This window comes from Ruegeria sp. HKCCD7303 (assembly GCF_013111185.1).
Lineage (GTDB): Bacteria > Pseudomonadota > Alphaproteobacteria > Rhodobacterales > Rhodobacteraceae > Ruegeria.
On the sequence record NZ_WVRE01000002.1, the window covers coordinates 962,098 to 982,954 of the forward strand.

Consider the following 20,857-nt stretch of genomic DNA (forward strand, 5'->3'; position numbering starts at 1 on the left):
CACCCACGGGGCTCGGCAAAAGTGATGGCGAGCCCCGAATTTTATTGGCGCCCAATTCGCCCGAACGTTGAGACAAATCGAATTCGATGGATTCAACTGCGGGGACAAGGTGAGCCGCAAATCGCTAACCGTAAGGAGAATGGCATTATTGGCAACAGACAAACAGACCAGTCGGTGAAAAGCGCCTATGAACTCTGTTGATCCCAAAGAACAGAAACTTAAACGGGCCCTTACGACCCCATTGCTAACGCTTTATGGCCTTGGCGTAACGGTAGGAGCTGGCATTTACGTTTTAGTCGGTGCAACAGCAGACATTGCCGGACCTTTCGCGGCGTTGTCATTCGTTGTAGCCGCGCTCGTCGTATCACTAACCGCGCTTTCTTATGCAGAACTCGCAACACGATTTCCTGTGAGTGCTGGTGAAGCAGCCTATGTTGAGGCGGGGTTCCAGAAAAACTGGATGGCGGTTTTCGTTGGACTTGCGGTGGCAGCCTCGGGCGTTATCTCCGCGTCGGCCGTTGCAATTGGCGCAGCATCCTATCTGCATGCATTGACCGGCTTAGCCATCCCTTTACTGACCATCAGCGTAGTATTGATCATGGGCGCTATTGCACTTTGGGGAATAACGGAGTCGGTTCTCGTTGCAGCAATCATTACGATCATCGAAATCGCAGGTCTTCTCTTTGTGATTGGCTGGGGCATGTCCATTCAGGATCCGCAAGGATACAGGATCAGTTCAATGCTTCCCCCGCTTGAACTTGACGCGTGGAGAGGCATTTTTGCAGCATCGCTTCTCGCCTTCTTTGCCTTTGTTGGCTTCGAAGACATGGCCAATGTCGCAGAAGAGGTTAAAGACCCGGTACACACCATCCCAAAGGCTATTTTGCTAACGCTGGTTCTGGCGACCGTGTTGTATCTTGGGACCTCAATGACAGTTCTGCTTGTTGTTCCAATTGATGTTCTTTCAATGTCCTCGGCACCACTTGCGCTTGTGTTTTCAAATGCGCCTGAGGTGATCAAACAAGGCTTTTCTGCAGTCGCGATTGTGGCGACGGTCAATGGGGTACTAATCCAGATGATCATGTCATCACGGGTGATCTACGGGCTTGCTGACAGGGATCACCTGCCGAAAGTCCTGGCAACAGTACCTCAAGCAACGCAGACACCGGTTGTCGCTACTTTGCTGGTCGTGGCGATCATCGTTTTGCTAACCCAAACGTTGCCGATAGGTATTCTGGCTGAACGCACGTCTCAGATCGTTCTGGGCGTCTTTGTGCTTGTCAACATCGCGCTGATCCTGCTGAAGATGAAGCCAAGCGATACTAAAGAGCACTTCAAAGTTCCACTTTTCGTGCCCATCCTTGGAGTCATCACAAGCACAATGCTCTTCGGAGCAGGGTTTCTCTAGCCATATGACTACCAGTCGACCGTCCATAGGATTGCGCCTTTCAGTCTGGTGGCACAGAACCTTCGTGGATCTGGCTCAGCAACTGCAATGGTCCTATCTGCCGCCTTTGATGGTCTACTTCGCGGCGGGTGTATCAGGGCTGACCTCGGTCGTCGGAGCCTTTTTTCTGAAAGACTATCTCAACTTGTCCGCCTCATTCGTTGCAGGGCTCGCGTTTTGGGCGGGTATCCCTTGGATTCTTAAAATGCCGCTTGGTCATGTCGTGGACCTGTTTTGGCGCTGGAAATCCCTGCTGATCCTGTTTGGCGCGTCCCTCATCGCGTTATCGTTGCTCATCATGTATCGGCTCGTGGTAGCACCCGCGCAGATGGCCTCCACGATGCCGCTGGAAGACTGGTATGTTGTTGCGCTGCTGTTGGCACCCTCGGGCTATGCCATTCAGGATGTCGTTGCTGACGCCATGACGGTCGAGGCGGTTCCAACGGTTGACCAGCACGGCCAACCGTTTACGCCTGAAGAAACCCGTGCACAGCACACAACAATGCAAACTCTGGGCAGAGTCGCGATCATTTCCGGGTTTGCGGCGGTTGCGGCTGTGAACATCTGGATTTTCTCTGGAACAGAAAACCTTCAAAAATCCGATCGCCTCGCGCTTTATGGCCAGGTTTACCTGATAGCGCTGGCAATCCCGGTGTTGTCCGTGAGCGGCGTTGTTCTTCACAGCTTGATACAGCGGCAGCGCATCCGGCGGGGCCACCCGACACACGCGCCAGAGGGCGCCACCGAAGTCAAGTGGTCCATATTACTCGGCGGCCTCGCATTCGTTGTTCTCAGCATTGTACTGGGAACCGCGGACTTCGAATTTGCGCAAGAAACAGTCTTTGCCGTTTCCCTGACGGTGATCCTGTACCTTATGTCGCGTCTGCTGAAAGAGTTGGAACCGGCTCAGGCCAAGGCTCTGATTGGAACGGCCACAATCATTTTTGTGTTTCGCGCTGTGCCTCTCCCTGGGCCTGGTCTGACTTGGTTCGAAATCGATGAACTGGGGTTCGATGAACAGTTCCTTGCAATCTTGGCTTTGTTAACGTCACTGCTGGCGTTGCTCGGATTAATCGTTTTGCGCCCCTTCATGGCGAACCGCTCGATTGCGCATGTAGTGATATTGCTGACAATCGCGGCAGGCATACTCGCCCTGCCTAACCTTGCTCTCTACTACGGCATTCATGAATGGACAGCGGAGCGAACCGGCGGAATTGTAGACGCAAGATTTATTGCCATTCTCGACACCGCTGTTGAGTCTCCACTCGGACAGATCGCTATGGTCCCGATGTTGGCTTGGATCGCGCGCAATGCTCCCGTTCAGTTAAAGGCGACTTTCTTTGCAGTGATGGCATCGTTTACCAACATGGCATTGTCGGCAAGCAGTCTCGGCACCAAATACCTCAACCAAACATTTATCGTCACTCGCGCTGTCACAAATCCAGAAACTGGCGCTGTCACCTCTACCGCAGACTACAGTCAGCTTGGATACTTGCTGATCTCAGTCGCGTTGATCTCAGTGATCGTTCCGCTGGTGACAGTGTTCTTTGTTCAAAGCTCTCGCTTCCAAACGAGCGAGTGATCACTGGCTTTCGACCTCTCCCAGCAAAGCTTTGAGATGTGCCACTGGAACACCAATATTCGACCCCCCAAACTCAGGCAGGATCGCGGCGTTGATGGCAACGACCTCTCCTCGCCGATTGAGCGCAGGCCCTCCGCTTCCGCCGGTTGTGGTTTCAGCATCATAGACGATGGCACCCGAACTGGTCCGGGCAACGATCCCCCGGCTGGCGAGGGGTTGGATTTTGCTTTGAGCAGACAGCTGAGACGCTATGGACCAGAAATTCAGGGTTCCATCTTTCTCCAGCGTTTCCAAAAAGCCCGGCCCCGCTTGGGCGATCAAAGCCTTTAAACCTGTTGGGTATCCCAGCAAGTACAGTTCTTCTCCGGCCTGCGGAGCGGCATCTGCCAACGGCATCCCCAAGCCGTGTACCTTACCTGGATCAACTGCCAATATCGCCAAGTCTGCCATTTCACTGAACCTTTCCAATTGAGCGTCTATTGGTTCAGCTTGATCCGGCAGATAGGCCAACAACCTCAACATTTCTGCCCTAAGGCCCGCGTCTTTCAGAGTTTGCTCTCTGTCTCCCGAAGTCCAAGGTAAAGCGACATGACGATTGGTGGCCATTAACGGAACCCCTTCCAACAGAAAGCCGGTGCCGGTGAACTGAAATTCAGCGGGTTCGCCCATCGCACCCGGTTCAATCAAAGGCTGGCCTAAAGGGGTTTTCAGCTTTTCTCCGTTCGGCCCCAATACATGCCGCAAAAGCTTCCCGCTTTCCAAGTGCCGCAACCCATAAGCGCCCTGAATAAAAGCGACGGATCGAGTCGAAGCTGCGATCACTCGGGTTGGCGCTCCTGCTCTGTGTTCCAGCGTCCCTAATCGCTGCTCAGCCGACAAAACTTGGCTTTCGAATGCTTCTCGCAACGAGGCCAAATCCTTGGGCGTGAGTGCGTCTTCCCGAGTCTGTGCAAGCATAATTGCAACCGCTTCGATCTTACGGGATTCCTGTTCGATGCTGTCCGCCAAGCGTCTGTCGTTTTGGTAAAGCAGGAACCCAAAGCCTAAGATCACAAGCAGCGCAGCTACGACTGTGATCCTGAACAGAAATGTGGTCTGGGACACAAGCCGACGCCCGCTGTCGCGCAACGCGCCAGACATTTTCTTGGCGAACGGTCGCCGGCTAGTACGAGTATAGGCGTATGCATCACTGAGGATATCTTCAACCGAATGGCGAACAGGATACGAGTGATTGCACAACCTGTACCGAGACATCGGACCTTTTTCGCCGAACTCGATCATGTCGCCATGAACAAGCAGCGTTGAAGAGATTTCTTGCCCGTTCACCCACACATTTCGTCCCGCTGACACGGTTATCGCATATCCGTCATCTGCCCATTGAAGGGTGGCGATATCGTTATCATGCGGGGGCAGGTCGTCTTTGGGGCGAACGCTTAACGCTCTGCCTTCACCAACAGATACGGTCAGAGCATTGTCAGCAAGCCAGTTTACGTTACCACGCGATGGTCCAGTGAGGCTCTCTAAGAAAGCCCGCACTTCCCTTCTGTCAACAGTACTCGAGGGCGCGACACCATTCTCGCCCGGCTTGCGCATTTCGACCACCTCTCTTGACGCGTGTACGCATTCTAACACGCCTCAGCACGAAACTCATCGTACCGCTCGCGCAATAAATTTTTCCAATATAAATAGACTCTTGCAATCTCTGGCCAAGTTCATTCCTGTCCTTGCTTCCGGACCGCAACTCAAAGAGGATTGACCGATAGCCAACCCTCTGCGCCGTCTTTCCTTGGTTCGATTTCGCGCACAACACTGCGGCAGAAAACACCGTCTCAGACCTTGATCTTGCGCAAGCAATCACTCTTGGCATTGACAGCATTGAGCGCACCTACCGGGCTTGATGAATGAAGAACAGCCCGCCAACAGACAGCCCCGTCGCCCCACAGGAACGAATAATTTCAGAAGTCTTGATCGGATTCACAGGTCCGCCTACCGTTTGAATTTAATGAGTTCGAGTTGCCCACTTATAAAACCGCGGAGCAAATCCGTATGAAATGGCCGTTCTTGGTACTGGTCTACGTTTTGCTGATCCTAGCCCCATTGGGTATTTCTGGTTTTTTGGGCTGGTCCCCGCGGTCCTTTCATCAAGAGCTTGCTTCCGGACTTGGAATGCTTGCTTTTTCAATAATCCTGGTGGAATTCCTGCTGTCTGGAAGGTTTAGATTCATTTCTTCCGGTTTGGGTATGGATGTGACAATGCGAGTGCATCAACTGATGGCGCGCACCGCATTGGGCTTTGCTTTGATACATCCGCTTCTGTATCAGGGTACACCCACTGGTGGACACCGCCCTTGGGACGTGACGCATCAACTGACGATTACAACCGACCTTTCCACCCTGGCATCGGGTATCGGGGCTTACTTCTTGCTGTTCATACTGGTCGTCTCGGCGATTGCGCGCAAATCCCTTGAATACAAGTACGAGACATGGCGCTTCTTGCACGGACTGGGCGCCTTAGTGCTGGCCTGCTTGCTTTTGCACCATACGGTGTATGCCGGACGCTACGGCGGACATCCGTCACTGACCTATTTCTGGCTGGCACTGAGCAGTGTTGCGGTGGGAACTCTTCTATATGTCTATCTGGTTCGCCCTTTGCGTCAGAGGAAAAACCCGTGGCGCGTCACTTCTGTGTCTCGACTGACACCGAGGCAATGGGAATTGCGCCTCAAGCCCGATGGTCACAAAGGAATAAACTTCGAAGCAGGTCAGTTTGCCTGGCTCAACGTCGGCCACAGTGCTTTCTCGTTAAACGAGAACCCATTTTCAATCAGTTCAGCACCAGCCGACGACCCCGAAGTTTCATTTGTCATAAAAGAGCTTGGGGATTTCACACGCAATCTCGGACAGATCACTTTGCAGACCCACGCATATCTGGACGCCCCTCACGGAAACTTGTCGATTAAAAACAGGCCGGAGAAAGGCGTCGTTCTGATCGCAGGTGGTGTCGGGATAGCACCGATGCTGAGCATTCTGCGTCAAGTCAGGCTTACCGGAACACAACACGATCTAAAGCTCATCTATGGCAACCGGACCGAGGAACAGATTGTTTATCGCCAGGAGCTGTCCAAAGAGGACGCAGTGTTTGTTCTTTCCGAACCCCCAAAGGATTGGCAAGGAGAAACAGGTTTGATCGACGGTCCTCTTTTGGACCGCAACTTGTCCTCGGAGCATTTTGAGAACTGGCTGTTTGTGCTCTGCGGCCCAACTGCAATGATGGACAGTGTCGAAGAACACCTGATCGCCCGAGGAGCTTCGTCAGAGCGGATTCTGTCCGAAAGGTTCGACTATGATTGATCGGTTCAGAAACCAAACTGCGCGGCGACGATTAAGATTGGCTTTCTGGGTCATCAATACTTTAATTTGCTTCGCTGTTTTGGCCTTTTCTCTGCGATAGCAAAGCAGACCATTTAGCGTTGAGTGGCTGAACTAAGCCATCACAAAGCGTCTTTGTTCACGCCGTACTGAGCGCAGAAAAAATGTGCCACAACACCACCTCATTGATCCGGAAAACGCTTTTGATTGAGATCAAGGGCAAACACGCACCATTCATTCATATTCTAGGATCTATTCAGGCCGATTTATGGGAGGATCGGAATGACCGTACTCATAGCCTTCGCTACAGTCGAAGGTCAGACCGCAAAGATCGCGCGGTTCGTCGGTAAAATTGCCAAGGAAGCCGGTTTCAACACAAATCTGGTCAATACCGACAAAATGTCCGACCGCGTGTCACTGGGTGATGTGGTCAAGGTCATTCTTCTGGCTCCTGTCCACGAGCGACGGCACCCCGAGTCATTCGAGGCTTTTATCTCCTCACACAGGGATACCTTAGAGAAACGAAAATCTCTTGTGCTGTCCGTTGGTCTGAAAGCAGCATTTGCTTCGGGTCGTGAAGAAGCGCGCGACTATCTTACCGAAATGCTGTTGCGAACAGGTTTCCAACCTGACGCTACCGCTTTGATTGCGGGTGCGGTGAGGCCCGAAAACTATGGGTACTTTGAGAGAGAAATCCTCCGACACGTTGTTTTGCTGGGGCGGAAAATCGATCCACGAGATGGGGCGCGGGAATTCACTGATTGGGAGGAACTCACGTCAATTGTGTTGGATTTCCTGAGTGAAAAAGGTCAGGCAGACCAGCATCAATCGCAGGTTAAGTCTTAAAGAACATCAACTGCCCCGCATTTCACAAAAAAGACTGCAAGCTGTGGCTGCCCAGCTAAATTTCAGTCGTCGGCTTGTATTTTCAGTGCCCGAAAAGCACTGGCATCCCAGTCTGCTCTAACATTGCTTGCGTCGTTCCTCCAAAAATTGATTCACGCATATAGGAATGCCCATAAGCGCCCATCACAACCAGGTCGGCCCCAATTTCTCGCGCGCGCGTTTGAATGCAGTGCTCGATTGAATTCCCGCCACGCGGGAACTGCGACACGGTCACGTTGCACCCATGATGGCTGAGCCATCCAGCAATGTCAGTTCCGCGCACTTGACCTTCTAAGTCGTCAGGCGGCGGCAAATCAAAACACCCAATCACAACTTTGCTGGTTGCGCGAAGAAAGGGTAAAGCTAAATGCGCAGCCCTAGAGGCAGGCAAGCCATCATTCCATGCCAGAAAAATGCAGTCGCGCCGGACAAACGGATCCCCATTTACCATCAAGGCGATTGGTGAATGGAACAGTACTCCGCACGCAATCCTATGAAACAAGTCGGGGTCTTTTCTCAATTCGGCGTCTAGAAAAGCGATATCCGAGCTATTGGCTTGCTGTGCCACAAGGTGCTGTAACTCTAATCCAGATCCGATAAAGGCGATTACTTTTGTCGACACACCTTGTCGCTCCAGAAGCGCTTCAACCTCAGCAGCTCGAGACTTTAAGGCTACGTTTTTAGCCTTCAGAAGATCCAACCAGTTTGAAGGAAGGCCGGCCTCAACGAACCTGTTTGAGCCATACTTTAGGTAAGGTAGGTTGGGTAAAGCGGCAACCAAAATACACGTCAAATGACCGTTCTGGTTACGTGCTGCTTCGGCACATTCCAAAATGCGCGCATCGTCCGTATTAACTCCCAGATAATACGTCGAAGTTCTGTGTTGCATCCTTGGCCTCCGTACTAGGCTTCACAACGCTCAGGGGTTGAACGCGCTATTTCAATCAACACAGAGGCAATATTGCTGATCGTTCTTCTTACTTCGGCATCATGAAGAACTCTTCGAGAACGATCTTGCCTTCTGCCACTGAATACACCGCTATCTCACGCAAGGTTATATGCTCACCTGTGGCCTTCTGAACCACTTCAGCCCTGAACCGCACTCCAAAACGGTTGGGTGGGTGGACGTAAGGACCATCCACGTCGAGTTCTTGTATTTCGTGCGATGCCAACCAATCTTCTCTTTTTCCCTTGATGCCTTCCCGGCCCTTTGTAACGCGAAATTGTCGAACAGGAGGCACAACTGCCTCTATCGACTGTGCATTTTCGGCATACATTTCATCAACACTTGCAAGGCCCCTGCGCTCACGCATGGCCTGAACGAATGATCTTCCGATTTCAACTAAGTCTTCCATATCCACCTCATTGCTTTGGCACAGACTGTAACACGCGTTGACCCCGCCAATCTTGACAAGGATCAATGAGCTTATCGACGGAGCTGTCACGTGGGTGCTGCCAGACGAACGCGAACTAGGCTCAATTAGGGCAAAACGGCTGAATTTTTGGTCGCACGAAGACCGCGCCACTAAGTGATCGCGGGACACGAGTCAGCTTGAAAGTGTCTCGGCTGCAGAACGATCCTTTCCGATTGAAATGGTTGCGGACACCCTGCCCGCCTCAATCCAAGTTCCTCCGGCAAGACCGCCAATCAAATAATTCGAGCTGAAAAGCGAGCAAAAAAGTTTCCCTTTAGCCTCTGAAACAAAGGTCCCTCAGGTAATCGAGTCCGAGATCGGTGCCGACAGCAGCAATATGTGCTATGGTTTCCTTTTTTACTTTCAGCAACGCAAGAGGTCGGACTTGTCTAACAGTCGTGTAGAACTGCGTTATTTTTCAATAGCATTGGTGCCGGTTTTGATTTTCGGTTTGCATGAGCTGATCCACCATCATCTGATTGCAACTGATTTGAACGTGCCGCTCGAAATACTGAATGATGAAGTTACGTGGCTGGAAGCCGTTGGCCGATTTCGGTTTCTTGCGGCGTCTTGGTTTTTTGCGTCTCTTGCCGTGTTGGCAGTGGCTCTGCTTGTCCGCAACTTGGCAAAACCAATGGCGCAACAAACAAGAATTACTGCGATTGCCACGGTACTTGCCATATTCACCCTAGCGGTGGTTCCAACAATCGAACAATATATGACTTCGGCCACACCTCGAATTTACCACCAGGTCGGGAAAGCTGTCTTCGAAACGGCGCTGTCACTTGGAACGCTGCCAGGGTGTTTAGAACCTGACGATCAATGGCTTTTGGGCACGTGCGGAGAGATACCTGTTTTTACAATGTTTATGCGGGTGTTGGATATCATCAACGCGCTCGCCGGACTTGCGGTCGGTTCACTGATAGTTGGTATGATCCTGTGCCTGGCGAGCAGTGATCACGAAAGTGTTGAAGAAACAGCTGCAGAACTAGCCAGAAGCCTTCACCAGATGCGGCAGCAGCTATACTTGTCCAGTCTGGTTCTGACCTTTGGAATGTTCTTTGCGTCGAGCTGGATGTATTGGCCTCTGCCTTTGATCTCCGAAACTGAAAAAGCCGCGTACAACTCGCTCATCACAGCATCGGCGCTATTTACCGGAACTTATTTTTGTCTGCTTATGCTGAGTTTCTACCTTCCGGTCGCACTGATTTTGGATAGCAGGATTAAAAACCTTAGCCTCATGGTAAGCAAAGGTGAAATGAACAAACAGAGCTTTGATATCGAAGACTGGAAAACCGCGCACGGGTTGAAAGAAGGTGTGGGTGAGATCTTGCGCACAGGGCTGGCAATCGTTGCACCAATTTTGGCTTCATTCGCAGGTGGAATAGCTCCGCTTGCTGTCTAATCCATGTTGTCGGAGGAATGCCACCCGGTCTCTGACAGTTCATCGAGGCAGCATTAAGCCTCTTCGAACAAACCGAAATACCTGGTCAATACCGGAGCCAGATTATCACCCTTAAAAGCTCTGGACTGGTTTTGAATTACTTGAATAGCGATTGCTCAATCATGCGCGAAGGCTGCGAAAGGCACCTGTTCTGTCCCAAGACAAGTTTTTCTGGCAAGACACTCGCGGGAATTGCGGTACAATTCCGGATCAGAATACACAACTGAAGTGAGACAGGTATGAGTGGCGGTGCTGTCAGACGAATTCGAACCAGTCTCAGTTTGCTGCGGAAACCGCGGACCTATCCGGAACAAAGTTGACGCCACTCGCTAAGAGCGGCGGCGCGGGTCAGCTTGAAGGTGTCTCGACTGGCTAGCGATCTTTCCTGGTTGAAGTGGTTGTAGACAGAGGAAAGGACGGAGGCGAATTTCTGTAGACTTCGCATGCGCCTGAAACGCTGCATCGCGCGTTCGCGTCGTCGAAACCAGGTGCGAATTCTCGACGCGGTTTTTGAGCCACCTGCCCGTCTGCTGTTTTTCAAGCGCGCCCATTTCTCTGAGCGCAGCCTTGTAGGAAGCGAAGCGATCTGTGACGATCTCTTCGGCGCAACCGTGCCGCTTCATCAATTTCTTGAGGAATTTCAGTGCTGCGGCTTTGTTTCGACGCTTCGTAACGACGGCCTCAAGCACCTCACCTTCGTGATCAACGGCCCGCCAAAGATAATGCCGCTTGCCATTCACTTTCACAAAGACCTCGTCCACGTGCCACTTCCATTTGGAGAAGGCGCGCAGGTGCTGAACACGCTTTCTTCGGATCTTTGATGCAAACATCGGGCCAAACCTGTTCCACCAATATCGGACAGTTTCGTGGCTTACGTCGATGCCTCGCTCATGCAGCAGATCTTCGACATTCCGAAGCGAGAGCGGAAATCGGAAGTACAGCATCACCGCAAGGCGGATGACCTCGGGACTGGTTTTGAAGTATTTGAAAGAGACAGGTCTGGTCATGGGCAAATGCTACGCAACCGCCCTGCCCCGCTCAAGCAAAGTTCTTCTGACAAAACCATTCTGGCTCCGAAGCCCCCACGAAATTTTATGCATACCGACCAGTTCTAAAAAAGCACCTAATGCGGGCATGAGTTGCGCAAGTTGGAGACTGGAAAATCATTGAACATCGCAGGCGCGATCCAATTCAGGAAACTGTCGTCATCTATTAGATCAGCGAAGGCCGCGGTCATCATCCCTAGCTGAGAGATTAAATTGGCTTCACGCGCAGGATCGGCCTCTCCATGTGCGAATTCGCCTGGGTTATCCATCAGCCTCGTGGCCATCGCCCGAATACGCTCTGCCGAAACGGGATGTGAATTCTCCCGCCGCCCTTTCTCGCTTGCCGGGTCGTGCCACCAGGCAGCCTGATAGTACCAGAAGATGCCCATCGGATTGCCGCCCAGCCGCGCGAAATGATCAAGCGCAAAGGTGTCCGCCTCGGCTTCCTGCCGCTGACTCTCTGCACCCTCAACCCCAGTGCGATGATCAAGCAGGATATGCCCCAATTCATGTGCCAAAAGAAACTGCACACCTGACGAAAAGATCTTTCCGCTGAGATCGTAGGTGTAATTGTCAGCGAACAACTTGTCTCGATCCAGCCCAAACGCGACGAGTGGCGCAGGCAGGTTTTCATCGGCTCGAAGCAGCGCCGCCAGGTAGGTCTGAATGTACTCTTGCGGACATGAGCGGGACTCAAACCAGGCGTGCAACGTCGCGATGTCGTCATAGAAGCGCAAAGATGTCAGCGGCAAATGGATCTCCTGCCTCGCAGGTGCCGCATAGAACGACATCAGGCCCGGACCGCGTTCGGGAAATATCAATTTTACGTCGCTGGCACGGGCTCTGTACTCGGATGGCAGGCGAGGCACGATATCCTGCCACATCACAGACTGGATCGAAGGGACCGTACGTTCTCGAACACGTTGAATTTCTGCCGGGCTGTAGACGACCTCGGCTGTCGAAAAACCCGCGGTGACAATCCAAAGGAAAAAGACCTTCTTTAGCATCCGGTGTGCTTTCCATCAAAGAATTCAATCGCTTCCGGTGTCGGATTGGTGCCCAGGTTGGGATTGCGCGCCCAGTTTTCGAACTGAAGCACGGCACCCCAATTGCTGTCCCAAACTTCTCGCATGAGCTTCAGCTTGATTTCTGTCAGTTCAGATTGCGCAGGTGGACGTACGGTGGTCGAGGCCGCCAGGCAGTTGAGCGTCCAAATCTGGTGGCGGACACGCTGGCGCGCGTAGCTGCTGACCCCAGCCGCGGCGATGTCATGCGTTTGGGTGTTGACCGCGCCCGTGAACTGACCCGGAGCAGTTGCTTCCAAAGCGGCGGTCTGCCCGGAAACGGCTTCACTAGCAGGAGGTGGCGCGCTGTAGGAAATCGGGTGCGACAAGCTTACCCAGGCGTAGAGAATAACCGCCAACAGTGCGAAGACCGGCGTAGACAACGCCACTGAACCCGTGATGCCAAGCGAACCGCCATCCTTCAGCGTCACTCGCTGCACAGTTTTCCAGAAGCCGACGAGCACGACCAATGCCACGACGATAACAATTGCGGTCAGCAGCAGACGTTCGGACATACGGAAAACGATAATGGGGTTCAATCCTTCGAACATACCATAATCCCGTATCTGAATACGAAATCATACCACAGCGCGCGCTCGAAACCAAAACTCGGCCCATCAGTCTTCTGCAGGAAGGTACACGCGGAGACGTGTCAAATCGATTTCTATTGAATGCTGTGGGTTTACTAAACGTGCGTCTGCCAGCCTTCAAAATCCCTTTGAAACGCTTCTGATCCGGGTCGCACCTGATTGTTGGGTCTCCGTAGCCGCCCCTCGCCCCAACATTCACCAGCAAAATCTGAGCTAAATTTTTTTAATCCAAAACAGTTGTTTAGCGCGAACTTTTCCCTCACGTTTATCGCTGTTCCAGAATGTTGTTGATCAGAGGCCCAGATCTTCTGGTCCGTTTACCTCTCTTCGTGCGGCCATGCTTTCAAATTCACCACCTGCAACATCAAATGCTTGGAAGTCGCTGGTTTTCAAACCCGTCAGTTCGCCAATTACATGTATTGGCAACGCGCGCAGCTACTGAACACGCTTTCTTCGGATCTCAGCAGCAAACATCGGACCGAACCTATTCCACCAGTAGCGGACAGTTTCATGGCTGACATCGATCCCGCGTTCGTGAAGTAAGTCTTCGACATTTCGAAGCGAAAGCGGGAAACGGATGTACAGCTTCACAGCAAGGCGGATGATTTCGGGACTGGTTTTGAAGTACTTGAAAGAGGTAGGTTTGGTCATGGGCAAAAGCTACGCAACCGCCCTGCCCTGCTCAAGCCAAGTTCTTCTGACAAAACCTTCAACGTAATTGGCTTTTTGAATCATGGCCCGTGTCTAGAAGCGAAGTACTTAAGCGCCTTGGTCGGCGTTTCGATCTGGGCATAGTCGGTCTCAGGTATCGACACGCCTAAGCGCGCGTGCAGGGCCGTCACAAGGTTCAGAATATCCATCGAGTCGAGTTCCAGATCATCTTGCAGATGGTCATCATCAGACACATCCGCCGGTTCTATGTCCGGCGCGATTTTGTGGATTTCCTCCAGAAAAGCCTGTCTAATCTCACTATCGTTCATAGTTCCTCCGGTCTCGAAAGCTTATCGGCCAACACTGTAAGGAATTTTGAGGCCTGCCTGCCGTCGCAAACGCGGTGGTCTGCAGAGAGCACAAAGTTGGTGACCTCACGGGGGGCAACTTTCTCCCCATCCACCCAAGGGCGGATTTGTGGGGCACCGACCGCCAAGAGGGCGACCTGAGGAGGGAAAATCACTCCCGTCATGCTGTCGGCACCACTCTCACCAAGGCTGGAAATAGTGAGCGTTCCGCTGGTCAGTTCTGAACTACGCAATCGTCCAGAACGAGCACGGGTCACCAGATCACGCATCCCTTCCATGACCTCCTCAAGGGACATACGGTCTGCATTGAGGAGCGCTGGGGCGACCAGCCCGCCGCCACGGAGTGCGATGGCGACTCCTGTATTGATCTCGCTAGAGGGGACAAATTCTCCATTCACAATATGACCGTTCAGCGATTTGACGGCCTGCGCTGCGAGGGCGGCGGCCTTCACGATGGCCGCGCCGAGCAATATCCGTTCTGCCGGGGGCCGGTCCTTGTTGCGAGCGGCCAGCCATTCAGATAGGCCCTGAGTTTCGATCGTGTGCGAGACGTAGAAATGTGGAATTTCCTGCTTTGCGCGCGTCATCGCTGCGGCAACCGCCTTGCGCATTTCGGATAGGCCGTCCGTGGCTTGTTTGGAACTGGCCGCGTTTTTCGCGAAGATCTCGACATCGGCCAAAACAACTGCCCCATCCGGGCCGCCGCCTCGGAGTTCAGACAGCTTCAGGCCAGCATGTCGTGCTGCAACGCGGGCCGCCGGGCTGGCTGCCACAACTGCCGTCGGTCTGGGCGGCGTGGCCGAGACCTTTTGCACATCAGGGCCAAGCGATGGAATGTATGGAGGCGCAGTGTCGGCCGGGTCTGGCAAAACCGCTGACACTTCCGGCGTCTCCTCTCCTATACGGGCTAGCGGCTCTCCCACAGGAACGGTTTGACCGACTTGCGCCAGTAATTCTGAGACGTCCCCGGCTTCAAAGCTCTCGATTTCTATGGCGCCTTTCTGTGTCTCTACCACGGCGACGACATCCCCCCGGTGCACCTCGTCCCCTGGCTGAATCAACCACTCGACCAACGTACCGGCCTCCATGTCCGCACCGAGCGAGGGCATCCGAAAGATACTCATGTCAGCTTTGCCCCATCACACTTTTGGCCGCCGCGACAATCGCCGGAACCTGCGGTATCGAGGCGTCTTCCAGATGTTTCGGGTAAGGGATCGGAACTTCTTCCGAACACACCCTTCCAACTGGGGCATCGAGCGTCCAAAAGACCTGTTCGGTGATCCGGGCCGAGATTTCAGCTGCCAGCGAGCCGCTGCGCCATCCTTCGTCAACAATGACGGCGCGGCGCGTCCGGGCAACCGATCCCATGATTGTTTCGTCGTCAAGCGGACGTAGCGAGCGCAGGTCGATGACTTCAGCGCCAATCCCTTCTGAGGCAAGCGAATTTGCCGCCTCTAATGTCTTGTGGAGCGACCCGCCATAGGTAATCAGCGTCAGGTCTTTGCCCGGCCTGCGAATAGCTGCGCGGGAAATGTCGACAGGGCCTGCGCCCGAGTCGATTTGACCGCTCAGATTGTAGAGCATAACGTTTTCGAAGATCAGGACTGGATCGGGATCCTGCAGAGCGGTCCAAAGCATGCCGCGCGCATCTTCCAGCGTCGCAGGCGCGAGGACCTTAAGTCCCGGAATATGAGCGTACCAACCTTCAAGGCTACGGGAATGCTGGGCCGCGAGTTGCTTGCCCGCCCCGGTCGCCATACGGATGACCACCGGTACGCCGAACTGCCCTCCGGACATGTGCCGGAGGGTGGCTGCAGTGTTCAAAATCTGGTCGAGTGCCAAAAGGCTGAAGTTGACGGTCATCAGTTCAACGATGGGGCGCATCCCGGCACATGCAGCGCCGATCCCAGCCCCGGTGAAGCCTGACTCGGAAAGCGGCGTGTCACGCAACCTGTCCGCGCCGAATTTGTCCATCAGACCTTTGGAGACGGCATAGCATCCGCCATATGCACCGACGTCCTCGCCCATGAGGAAGACACGGGGATCGCGAGTCATGGCGTCGGAAATCGCGGCCCTAACGGCTTCGCGATAGGTCGTCTCGACCAGCTCACCGGTAGGGGAAGAGGCCTCAACAGTTGTTGCGGATGGCGCCATTACGTCCTTAGTTAACGACGACACAGGCTCCCAGGTTCCGGCCTCGGAAAAGGCTACGGCTTCGTCGATTTCGGCATCGGCTTGCTTTTCGAACTCCCGGATGTCTTCTTCGTGGATCAGCCTATTCTCTATGAGCCATGACTGGAAGCGCAGAATTGGCCCCTTTTTACGCCATTCCTCAACTTCGTCATTTGGTCGGTAAAGTTGGGCATCAAACATCGAATGCGCCCGGAAACGGTAAGTTCTACATTCGAGAAAGACTGGCTTTCCCGTTTCGCGGATTTCCTGCAGCGCCTGTGTTGCGGCCACTTCCACCGCGACAATGTCCATGCCATCGACCACACGCGCCTCGATCCCATAAGCGGCGGCCTTGCGGCTGACATCGGTCTCAGACTCGGAGCGAGCCAGGGCCGTTCCCATTGCGTAGCCATTGTTTTCGCAAACAAAAAGAACAGGTAGCCGCCACAGTACCGCGAGGTTAAGAGTCTCGTGGAACTCGCCCTCGGCCACGGCGCCTTCGCCAAAGAAGCAGGCCGTCACGCCCGTGTCGCCGCGCATCCGTTCGGCTAGAGCCAGCCCCGCAGCCAAGGGGAGACCGCCACCGACAATGGCATTGCCGCCATAGAAGCTCGTGGCGGCGTCAAACAGGTGCATCGAACCTCCGCGTCCGCCCGAGCAGCCTTCGGCCTTGCCATACATTTCGGCCATGACCGAGGACATTGAGACGCCGCGCATCAGCGCATGTCCGTGTTCTCGGTACGTGGCGACGACGCGATCTTTGTCCGACAAGAGCGGGATAATCCCAGCGGCAATCGCTTCCTCTCCATCATAGAGGTGCAGGAAGCCGCGAATTTTTTCCTGAGTGTATAGCTCCGCACATTTGTCTTCGAAACGTCGGATACGGATCATGTCACTCAGCAAGCGTTTCACATGGTCGCGGTCCAGTCTTGGTTTGCTTGTGGTCATTTCTCGTCCGTCTCCAATGTAGAGATGTCACCTTCTGGCAGACCAAGTTCGCGCGCCTTCAAAAGGCGGCGCATGATCTTGCCAGAGCGGGTCTTGGGAAGGGCATTTCGGAAAACGATCTCGCGGGGGGCCACAGCCGCTCCAAGCCGTTTGCGGGCAAGGCCGCGAATGTCGCGCTCTAGCTCCTCATCCGCGGTTTGGCCGGAATTCAGGGTCACGAAGGCTTTGACGATTTCGCCCGCTGTCTCGTCTGGAATACCAATCACAGCGGCCTCGGCGACGGCTTCATGCTCAATCAGCGCACTTTCAACCTCGAAGGGGCCGACCAGATGGCCCGACGTTTTGATTAGGTCATCGGCTCGACCGACGAACCAGAAATACCCATCACTGTCCCGCATCGCGAGATCGCCTGACAAGTACCAACCATCATTGAAGCATTTTTCGTACCGCGCCTGTTCGTGAAGATAGTCCCGCATCATCGAGGGCCAGCCCGGTCGCAGAGCAAGCTCTCCTATCTCGCCATCCGGTAATTCCCGCAAGCCACCGTTGTCTGGTTCCACAATGCCAGCAACAACGCCAGGCAGGGGTTTGCCCATCGATCCAGGCTTGATGTCATGCGCTCTAGTATTGGCAATCATGATGCCCCCGGTTTCTGTCTGCCACCAATTGTCGTGGAACGGACGACCGAATACCTCGTTGGACCAGACCACGGCTTCGGCGTTCAGAGGCTCACCGACGCTTGCAAGAAACTGCAGAGCACTGAAGTTGTACCCTCGTGCGGCCTCACTGCCAGCGCGCATCATCATGCGGATGGCTGTTGGGGCTGAATACCAGACCTCAACGCGTTCCCTTTCAACGATCCCATACCAGCGTTCGAGATTGAATTCTGCCTCGTCCACGATCATCGTCACGCGGTTCACCAGTGGTGAGATAATCCCGTAGGTCGTTCCGGTGACCCAGCCCGGGTCAGCGGTGCACCAGTAGGTCACGCCGGGCTGCAGTTCGAGCGCGTATCGACCCGAGAGCGCGTGGTGCTGAACTGCGCCATGCACGTGAACCGCACCTTTTGGCCTCCCGGTGGTACCCGAGGTGAAGTGAATCAATGCCGGGTCTTCCGTCTGTGTGTGGGCAGCCAGAAATTCTGTCGAGGCCTCTTGCAATGCCGGGGCCAGAGCGACGCAATCATCAGGAGCTTCGTCGCCAACGATGAGGACCAAACGCAGCGACGTCATTTCCTGACGCCACGATGCGATTTTGCGTTTGTAGAGTGATTTAGTCGTGACCAGAACATTGGCATCGCCGATTTCCATCCTGGTTCTCAGGGGTTCTGGCCCAAAGGCGGCAAAGAGTGGCGTAAAGACCATCCCGGCCTTTAAAGTGCCAAGGGCCGCAGCATAAAGCTCAGGCCGCCGCCCCATCGCGACAAAGACGCGGTCCCCTTTTTGTTGTCCGTGGTCGTAGAGCAGATTTGCAAACCGCGACGACATGGCTGCGAGATCTCCATAGCTGAGCGTTTGCTGCGCTCCCTCCTTGGATAGCCAGATCAGGGCAGTATGGTCTCCATGCCCCTGCGCTACATGGCGATCGACAGCTTCAAACCCGATGTTGATCGAGCCATCTGGCAAACCTGTGAGAAGTCCGCGGCCAAGGTCGTTTGTCGGCTGCTCTAGGGCATCCGAGGTTGGTTGCCAACACGCAGCGGCGCGCTCTTCGGGTGATTTCCCAATGATGCTCATTGCTACATCCTCCCGCAGAAAGTCTGGTGGGGAGGTCTGGGGGAAAGCAATGACTCAAATCAAAGCGCGCAATATAGCGGACGGCTTCATGGCTGACATCGATCCCGCGCTCGTGCAGCAGATCTTCGACATTTCGAAGCGAGAGCGGAAATCGGATGTACAGAATCACCGCAAGGCGGATGATCTCAGGGCTAGTTTTGAAGTACTTTAAGGAGGCAGGTTTGGTCATGTCCGAAGGCTATGCAACCGCCCTGCCCCGCTCAAGCAAAGTTCTTCTGACAAGACCAGCTACGTAACCGCCCTGCCCTGCTCAAGCCAAGTTATTCTGACAAGACCCTTTAATTGCTCGCGCCCCGCGCGGCCTGAGGGTTCTCAGTCAGAAAACCTCGCAAAACGGTGAAGAGAGCCCTCGCATGTTGAATATCGTCAGCATGCATTGCAGCGCGAATATCGTCGCAGATCATTTCATGTACTTTTTGCGGCCCGTGGTGAATTTGCATAAGGTAATTCCCCATTAGCGCGGCGTCGTATGTGGTGAAATGCTCGTGTTCAGCGAGCGCGTCGATCTCTGCCCTCGTGAGCGCGGACATGTCTTCGATATCTTCAGCCGAAATCATGGTTCTTTGCCTCCCAATGAAAGAACATTAACAATCCGATCGACGCAGCACATTGATTTGGCTCAAACGTCGCTGGTCAAGCTGGATTGGATATAACAACAACTGGGCGACCGATGCGGACCCCTCATGGACTTTTTGACTAATGATTTCTGATCCAAGAAAGCCACCGCTGAACCACACTAAAAATGGTGCTGTCAGACGAATTCTAGCTAGTCTCAGTTTGCCGCTGAAACTGCGAAGCTATTCGGAACAAAGTTGACGCCACTCGGCAAGAGCAGCGGTGCGTGTCAGCTTGAAGGAGTCTCGGCTGCTGAGCGATCTTTCCTGATTGAAGTGGTTGTAGACGCAGGAATGGACGGAAGCGAACTTCTGCAAACTTCGGATGCGCCTGAAACGTTGCATCGCGCGTTCGCGTCGTCGGAACGGCGAGTGCGAATTCTCAACGCAGTTATTGAGCCACCTGCCCGTCTGCTGTTTTTCGATAGCGCCAAGCTCTCTGAGAGCGGCCCGGTACGATGCGAAGCGATCCGTGACGAAGTTGTTCGCTTTTCCGTGCCGCTTCATCAATTTCTTGAGGAATTTCAGTGCTGCAGCTCTGTTTCGACGTTTGGTGACAACGGCTTCCAGCACTTCGCCCTCATGATCGACGGCCCGCCAAAGATAATGCCGCTTGCCACTCACCTTCACGAAAACCTCGTCCACATGCCACTTCCATTTGGAGTATGCTCTCAATTGCTGAACACGCTTTCTTCGGATTTCAGCAGCAAACCTTGGGCCAAACCTGTTCCACCAATACCGGACAGTTTCGTGACTCACGTCTATGCCTCGCTCGTGCAACAAGTCTTCGACATTCCGAAGCGAGAGCGGGAAACGGATGTACAGCTTCACAGCAAGGCGGATGATCTCGGGGCTGGTTTTAAAGTACTTAAATGGCGACTGTTTAATCATGCGCGAAGGCTACGAGAGCACCTTGCCCTGCTCAAGCAAAGTTATTCTGACAAGGCCGCCAGGAACTCAAGCAGTTCCGCCGCAACTATTCTGACCCAAACCGAGGGCCAACTGGCAAGGGCACGGGCCGCTACCGCGCCCTGAAAGACGTTTGCGAGGCCTGTCCATCAAAAGCCAAATGCTGCCCTAATGCCGATGCGCGCAAAATCACCCGCGAAGAGCATGAAGACGCTCGCCAGGTCGCCCGCGAAATCGCCAAAACACGCCAATACGAGATCTCAATGAAGCTCCGAAAGAAAGTCGAGATGCTCTCTGCCCACCTCAAACGCATTCTCGGCTTGGGACGGCTCCGATTACGCGGACCATGTGGTACCAATGACGAATTCCTCCTCGCCGCCACCGCCCAGAACCTCCGCAAATTGGCCAAGATCTTTCCCGCGCCGCAGCAATCGCGAAAAGCCTGATCAGAAAGGCGTTCGTGCCGTGCTCGGGTTACCCCATTCTGCACCAGCAACACGTTGTTTTTCCAAAGAATCGGCTCGGTGCAGACGTTCGCTGCGCAGTACATCAGTGAC

At 53.9% G+C, this 20,857-nt stretch carries 17 protein-coding genes and 4 pseudogenes; 7 read left to right on the forward strand and 14 right to left on the reverse strand.

The features are described from left to right. Positions 1–187 precede the first annotated feature (187 nt). Positions 188–1,408 carry an APC family permease gene (locus tag GS630_RS09375; RefSeq protein WP_171619393.1) on the forward strand — a complete coding sequence of 407 codons (1,221 nt, stop codon included), beginning with the start codon at positions 188–190 and terminating at the stop codon, positions 1,406–1,408. A 4-nt stretch (positions 1,409–1,412) separates the two neighbouring features. Beyond that, positions 1,413–3,029, forward strand: a complete 1,617-nt coding sequence (locus GS630_RS09380; protein WP_171174999.1) for a hypothetical protein — start codon at positions 1,413–1,415, stop codon at positions 3,027–3,029. Here GS630_RS09380 and GS630_RS09385 read toward each other — a convergent pair whose 3' ends face one another. Next, entirely contained in the window at positions 3,030–4,622 is a 1,593-nt protein-coding gene (locus GS630_RS09385; RefSeq protein ID WP_171619395.1) for a trypsin-like peptidase domain-containing protein, read from the reverse strand. It lies immediately after the preceding gene. A gap of 573 nt (positions 4,623–5,195) precedes the next feature. Here GS630_RS09385 and GS630_RS09390 point away from each other — a divergent pair. Both GS630_RS09390 and GS630_RS09395 read left to right on the forward strand, forming a co-directional pair. After that, positions 5,196–6,380, forward strand: coding sequence for a ferric reductase-like transmembrane domain-containing protein (locus GS630_RS09390; RefSeq protein ID WP_171619397.1), 1,185 nt, complete (start codon positions 5,196–5,198; stop codon positions 6,378–6,380). A 300-nt stretch (positions 6,381–6,680) separates the two neighbouring features. Continuing rightward, positions 6,681–7,244, forward strand: a complete 564-nt coding sequence (locus tag GS630_RS09395; RefSeq protein WP_171237308.1) for a flavodoxin domain-containing protein — start codon at positions 6,681–6,683, stop codon at positions 7,242–7,244. 82 nt (positions 7,245–7,326) lie between these two features. Here GS630_RS09395 and GS630_RS09400 read toward each other — a convergent pair whose 3' ends face one another. After that, positions 7,327–8,172 carry a universal stress protein gene (locus GS630_RS09400; protein ID WP_171619399.1) on the reverse strand — a complete coding sequence of 282 codons (846 nt, stop codon included), beginning with the start codon at positions 8,170–8,172 and terminating at the stop codon, positions 7,327–7,329. 88 nt (positions 8,173–8,260) lie between these two features. Continuing rightward, a complete protein-coding gene (locus GS630_RS09405) occupies positions 8,261–8,638 on the reverse strand; it encodes a nuclear transport factor 2 family protein (protein ID WP_171175016.1) in 378 nt (125 codons plus the stop codon). 445 nt (positions 8,639–9,083) lie between these two features. Here GS630_RS09405 and GS630_RS09410 point away from each other — a divergent pair, with 445 nt between their 5' ends. Beyond that, positions 9,084–10,103, forward strand: a complete 1,020-nt coding sequence (locus tag GS630_RS09410; RefSeq protein WP_171619401.1) for a hypothetical protein — start codon at positions 9,084–9,086, stop codon at positions 10,101–10,103. Between the two features lie 340 nt (positions 10,104–10,443). On the opposite strand, the pseudogene GS630_RS09415 reads toward GS630_RS09410, so the two are convergent. After that, positions 10,444–11,089: pseudogene (locus GS630_RS09415) on the reverse strand (IS6 family transposase). On the opposite strand from GS630_RS09415, the gene GS630_RS22585 reads away from it, so the two are divergent. After that, positions 11,009–11,257, forward strand: a complete 249-nt coding sequence (locus GS630_RS22585; protein ID WP_348540084.1) for a hypothetical protein — start codon at positions 11,009–11,011, stop codon at positions 11,255–11,257. The pseudogene GS630_RS09415 and the gene GS630_RS22585 overlap by 81 nt on opposite strands. Before the next feature lie 8 nt (positions 11,258–11,265). On the opposite strand, the gene GS630_RS09420 is transcribed toward GS630_RS22585, so the two are convergent. The 10 genes and pseudogenes from GS630_RS09420 to GS630_RS09465 all read right to left on the reverse strand — a co-directional run bounded on the left by GS630_RS09420 (position 11,266) and on the right by GS630_RS09465 (position 20,282). Next, positions 11,266–12,195 (reverse strand): hypothetical protein, encoded by a 930-nt coding sequence (locus tag GS630_RS09420; protein ID WP_171175020.1) that lies wholly within the window; start codon positions 12,193–12,195, stop codon positions 11,266–11,268. Beyond that, positions 12,189–12,803 (reverse strand): hypothetical protein, encoded by a 615-nt coding sequence (locus GS630_RS09425; protein WP_171175022.1) that lies wholly within the window; start codon positions 12,801–12,803, stop codon positions 12,189–12,191. The genes GS630_RS09420 and GS630_RS09425 overlap by 7 nt, the downstream gene beginning before the upstream one ends. 483 nt (positions 12,804–13,286) lie before the next feature. Then, positions 13,287–13,493, reverse strand: a pseudogene (locus tag GS630_RS09430) (IS6 family transposase); the annotation flags it as partial. An 80-nt stretch (positions 13,494–13,573) separates the two neighbouring features. Beyond that, positions 13,574–13,822, reverse strand: coding sequence for an acyl carrier protein (locus tag GS630_RS09435; RefSeq protein WP_171236914.1), 249 nt, complete (start codon positions 13,820–13,822; stop codon positions 13,574–13,576). Beyond that, a complete protein-coding gene (locus GS630_RS09440; RefSeq protein WP_171619403.1) occupies positions 13,819–14,985 on the reverse strand; it encodes a dihydrolipoamide acetyltransferase family protein in 1,167 nt (388 codons plus the stop codon). Before GS630_RS09440 ends, GS630_RS09435 begins: the two co-directional genes overlap by 4 nt. Position 14,986: 1 nt before the next feature. Next, the gene (gene pdhA, locus GS630_RS09445; protein WP_171619405.1) at positions 14,987–16,981 is read right to left on the reverse strand and encodes a pyruvate dehydrogenase (acetyl-transferring) E1 component subunit alpha; all 1,995 of its coding nucleotides are present in this window, start codon (positions 16,979–16,981) and stop codon (positions 14,987–14,989) included. Further along, positions 16,978–18,717: an acetate--CoA ligase gene (gene acsA / locus GS630_RS09450; RefSeq protein WP_171619407.1), complete on the reverse strand. Its 1,740-nt coding sequence runs from the start codon at positions 18,715–18,717 to the stop codon at positions 16,978–16,980. The genes pdhA and acsA overlap by 4 nt, the downstream gene beginning before the upstream one ends. A 76-nt stretch (positions 18,718–18,793) precedes the next feature. Continuing rightward, positions 18,794–18,946, reverse strand: a pseudogene (locus GS630_RS22380) (IS6 family transposase); the annotation flags it as partial. Between the two features lie 109 nt (positions 18,947–19,055). Continuing rightward, the gene (locus GS630_RS09460) at positions 19,056–19,334 is read right to left on the reverse strand and encodes a hypothetical protein (RefSeq protein ID WP_171619411.1); all 279 of its coding nucleotides are present in this window, start codon (positions 19,332–19,334) and stop codon (positions 19,056–19,058) included. 240 nt (positions 19,335–19,574) lie between these two features. Then, positions 19,575–20,282: an IS6 family transposase gene (locus GS630_RS09465; RefSeq protein WP_171619413.1), complete on the reverse strand. Its 708-nt coding sequence runs from the start codon at positions 20,280–20,282 to the stop codon at positions 19,575–19,577. A 65-nt stretch (positions 20,283–20,347) separates the two neighbouring features. Between GS630_RS09465 and GS630_RS09470 the strand changes: the two are divergent. Beyond that, positions 20,348–20,746: pseudogene (locus GS630_RS09470) on the forward strand (transposase); the annotation flags it as partial. Between the last annotated feature and the right edge of the window lie 111 nt (positions 20,747–20,857).

Coding starts and splice junctions, on each gene's coding strand:
- GS630_RS09375 (WP_171619393.1), top strand. CDS start 188: ATGAACTCTGTTGATCCCAAAGAACAGAAACTTAAACGGGCCCTTACG.
- GS630_RS09440 (WP_171619403.1), bottom strand. CDS start 14,985: ATGAGTATCTTTCGGATGCCCTCGCTCGGTGCGGACATGGAGGCCGGT.
- GS630_RS09460 (WP_171619411.1), bottom strand. CDS start 19,334: ATGATTTCGGCTGAAGATATCGAAGACATGTCCGCGCTCACGAGGGCA.
- GS630_RS09380 (WP_171174999.1), top strand. CDS start 1,413: ATGACTACCAGTCGACCGTCCATAGGATTGCGCCTTTCAGTCTGGTGG.
- GS630_RS09465 (WP_171619413.1), bottom strand. CDS start 20,282: ATGATTAAACAGTCGCCATTTAAGTACTTTAAAACCAGCCCCGAGATC.
- GS630_RS09405 (WP_171175016.1), bottom strand. CDS start 8,638: ATGGAAGACTTAGTTGAAATCGGAAGATCATTCGTTCAGGCCATGCGT.
- GS630_RS09400 (WP_171619399.1), bottom strand. CDS start 8,172: ATGCAACACAGAACTTCGACGTATTATCTGGGAGTTAATACGGACGAT.
- GS630_RS09385 (WP_171619395.1), bottom strand. CDS start 4,622: ATGCGCAAGCCGGGCGAGAATGGTGTCGCGCCCTCGAGTACTGTTGAC.
- GS630_RS09395 (WP_171237308.1), top strand. CDS start 6,681: ATGACCGTACTCATAGCCTTCGCTACAGTCGAAGGTCAGACCGCAAAG.
- GS630_RS09425 (WP_171175022.1), bottom strand. CDS start 12,803: ATGTTCGAAGGATTGAACCCCATTATCGTTTTCCGTATGTCCGAACGT.
- acsA (WP_171619407.1), bottom strand. CDS start 18,717: ATGAGCATCATTGGGAAATCACCCGAAGAGCGCGCCGCTGCGTGTTGG.
- pdhA (WP_171619405.1), bottom strand. CDS start 16,981: ATGACCACAAGCAAACCAAGACTGGACCGCGACCATGTGAAACGCTTG.
- GS630_RS09390 (WP_171619397.1), top strand. CDS start 5,196: ATGCTTGCTTTTTCAATAATCCTGGTGGAATTCCTGCTGTCTGGAAGG.
- GS630_RS09420 (WP_171175020.1), bottom strand. CDS start 12,195: ATGCTAAAGAAGGTCTTTTTCCTTTGGATTGTCACCGCGGGTTTTTCG.
- GS630_RS09435 (WP_171236914.1), bottom strand. CDS start 13,822: ATGAACGATAGTGAGATTAGACAGGCTTTTCTGGAGGAAATCCACAAA.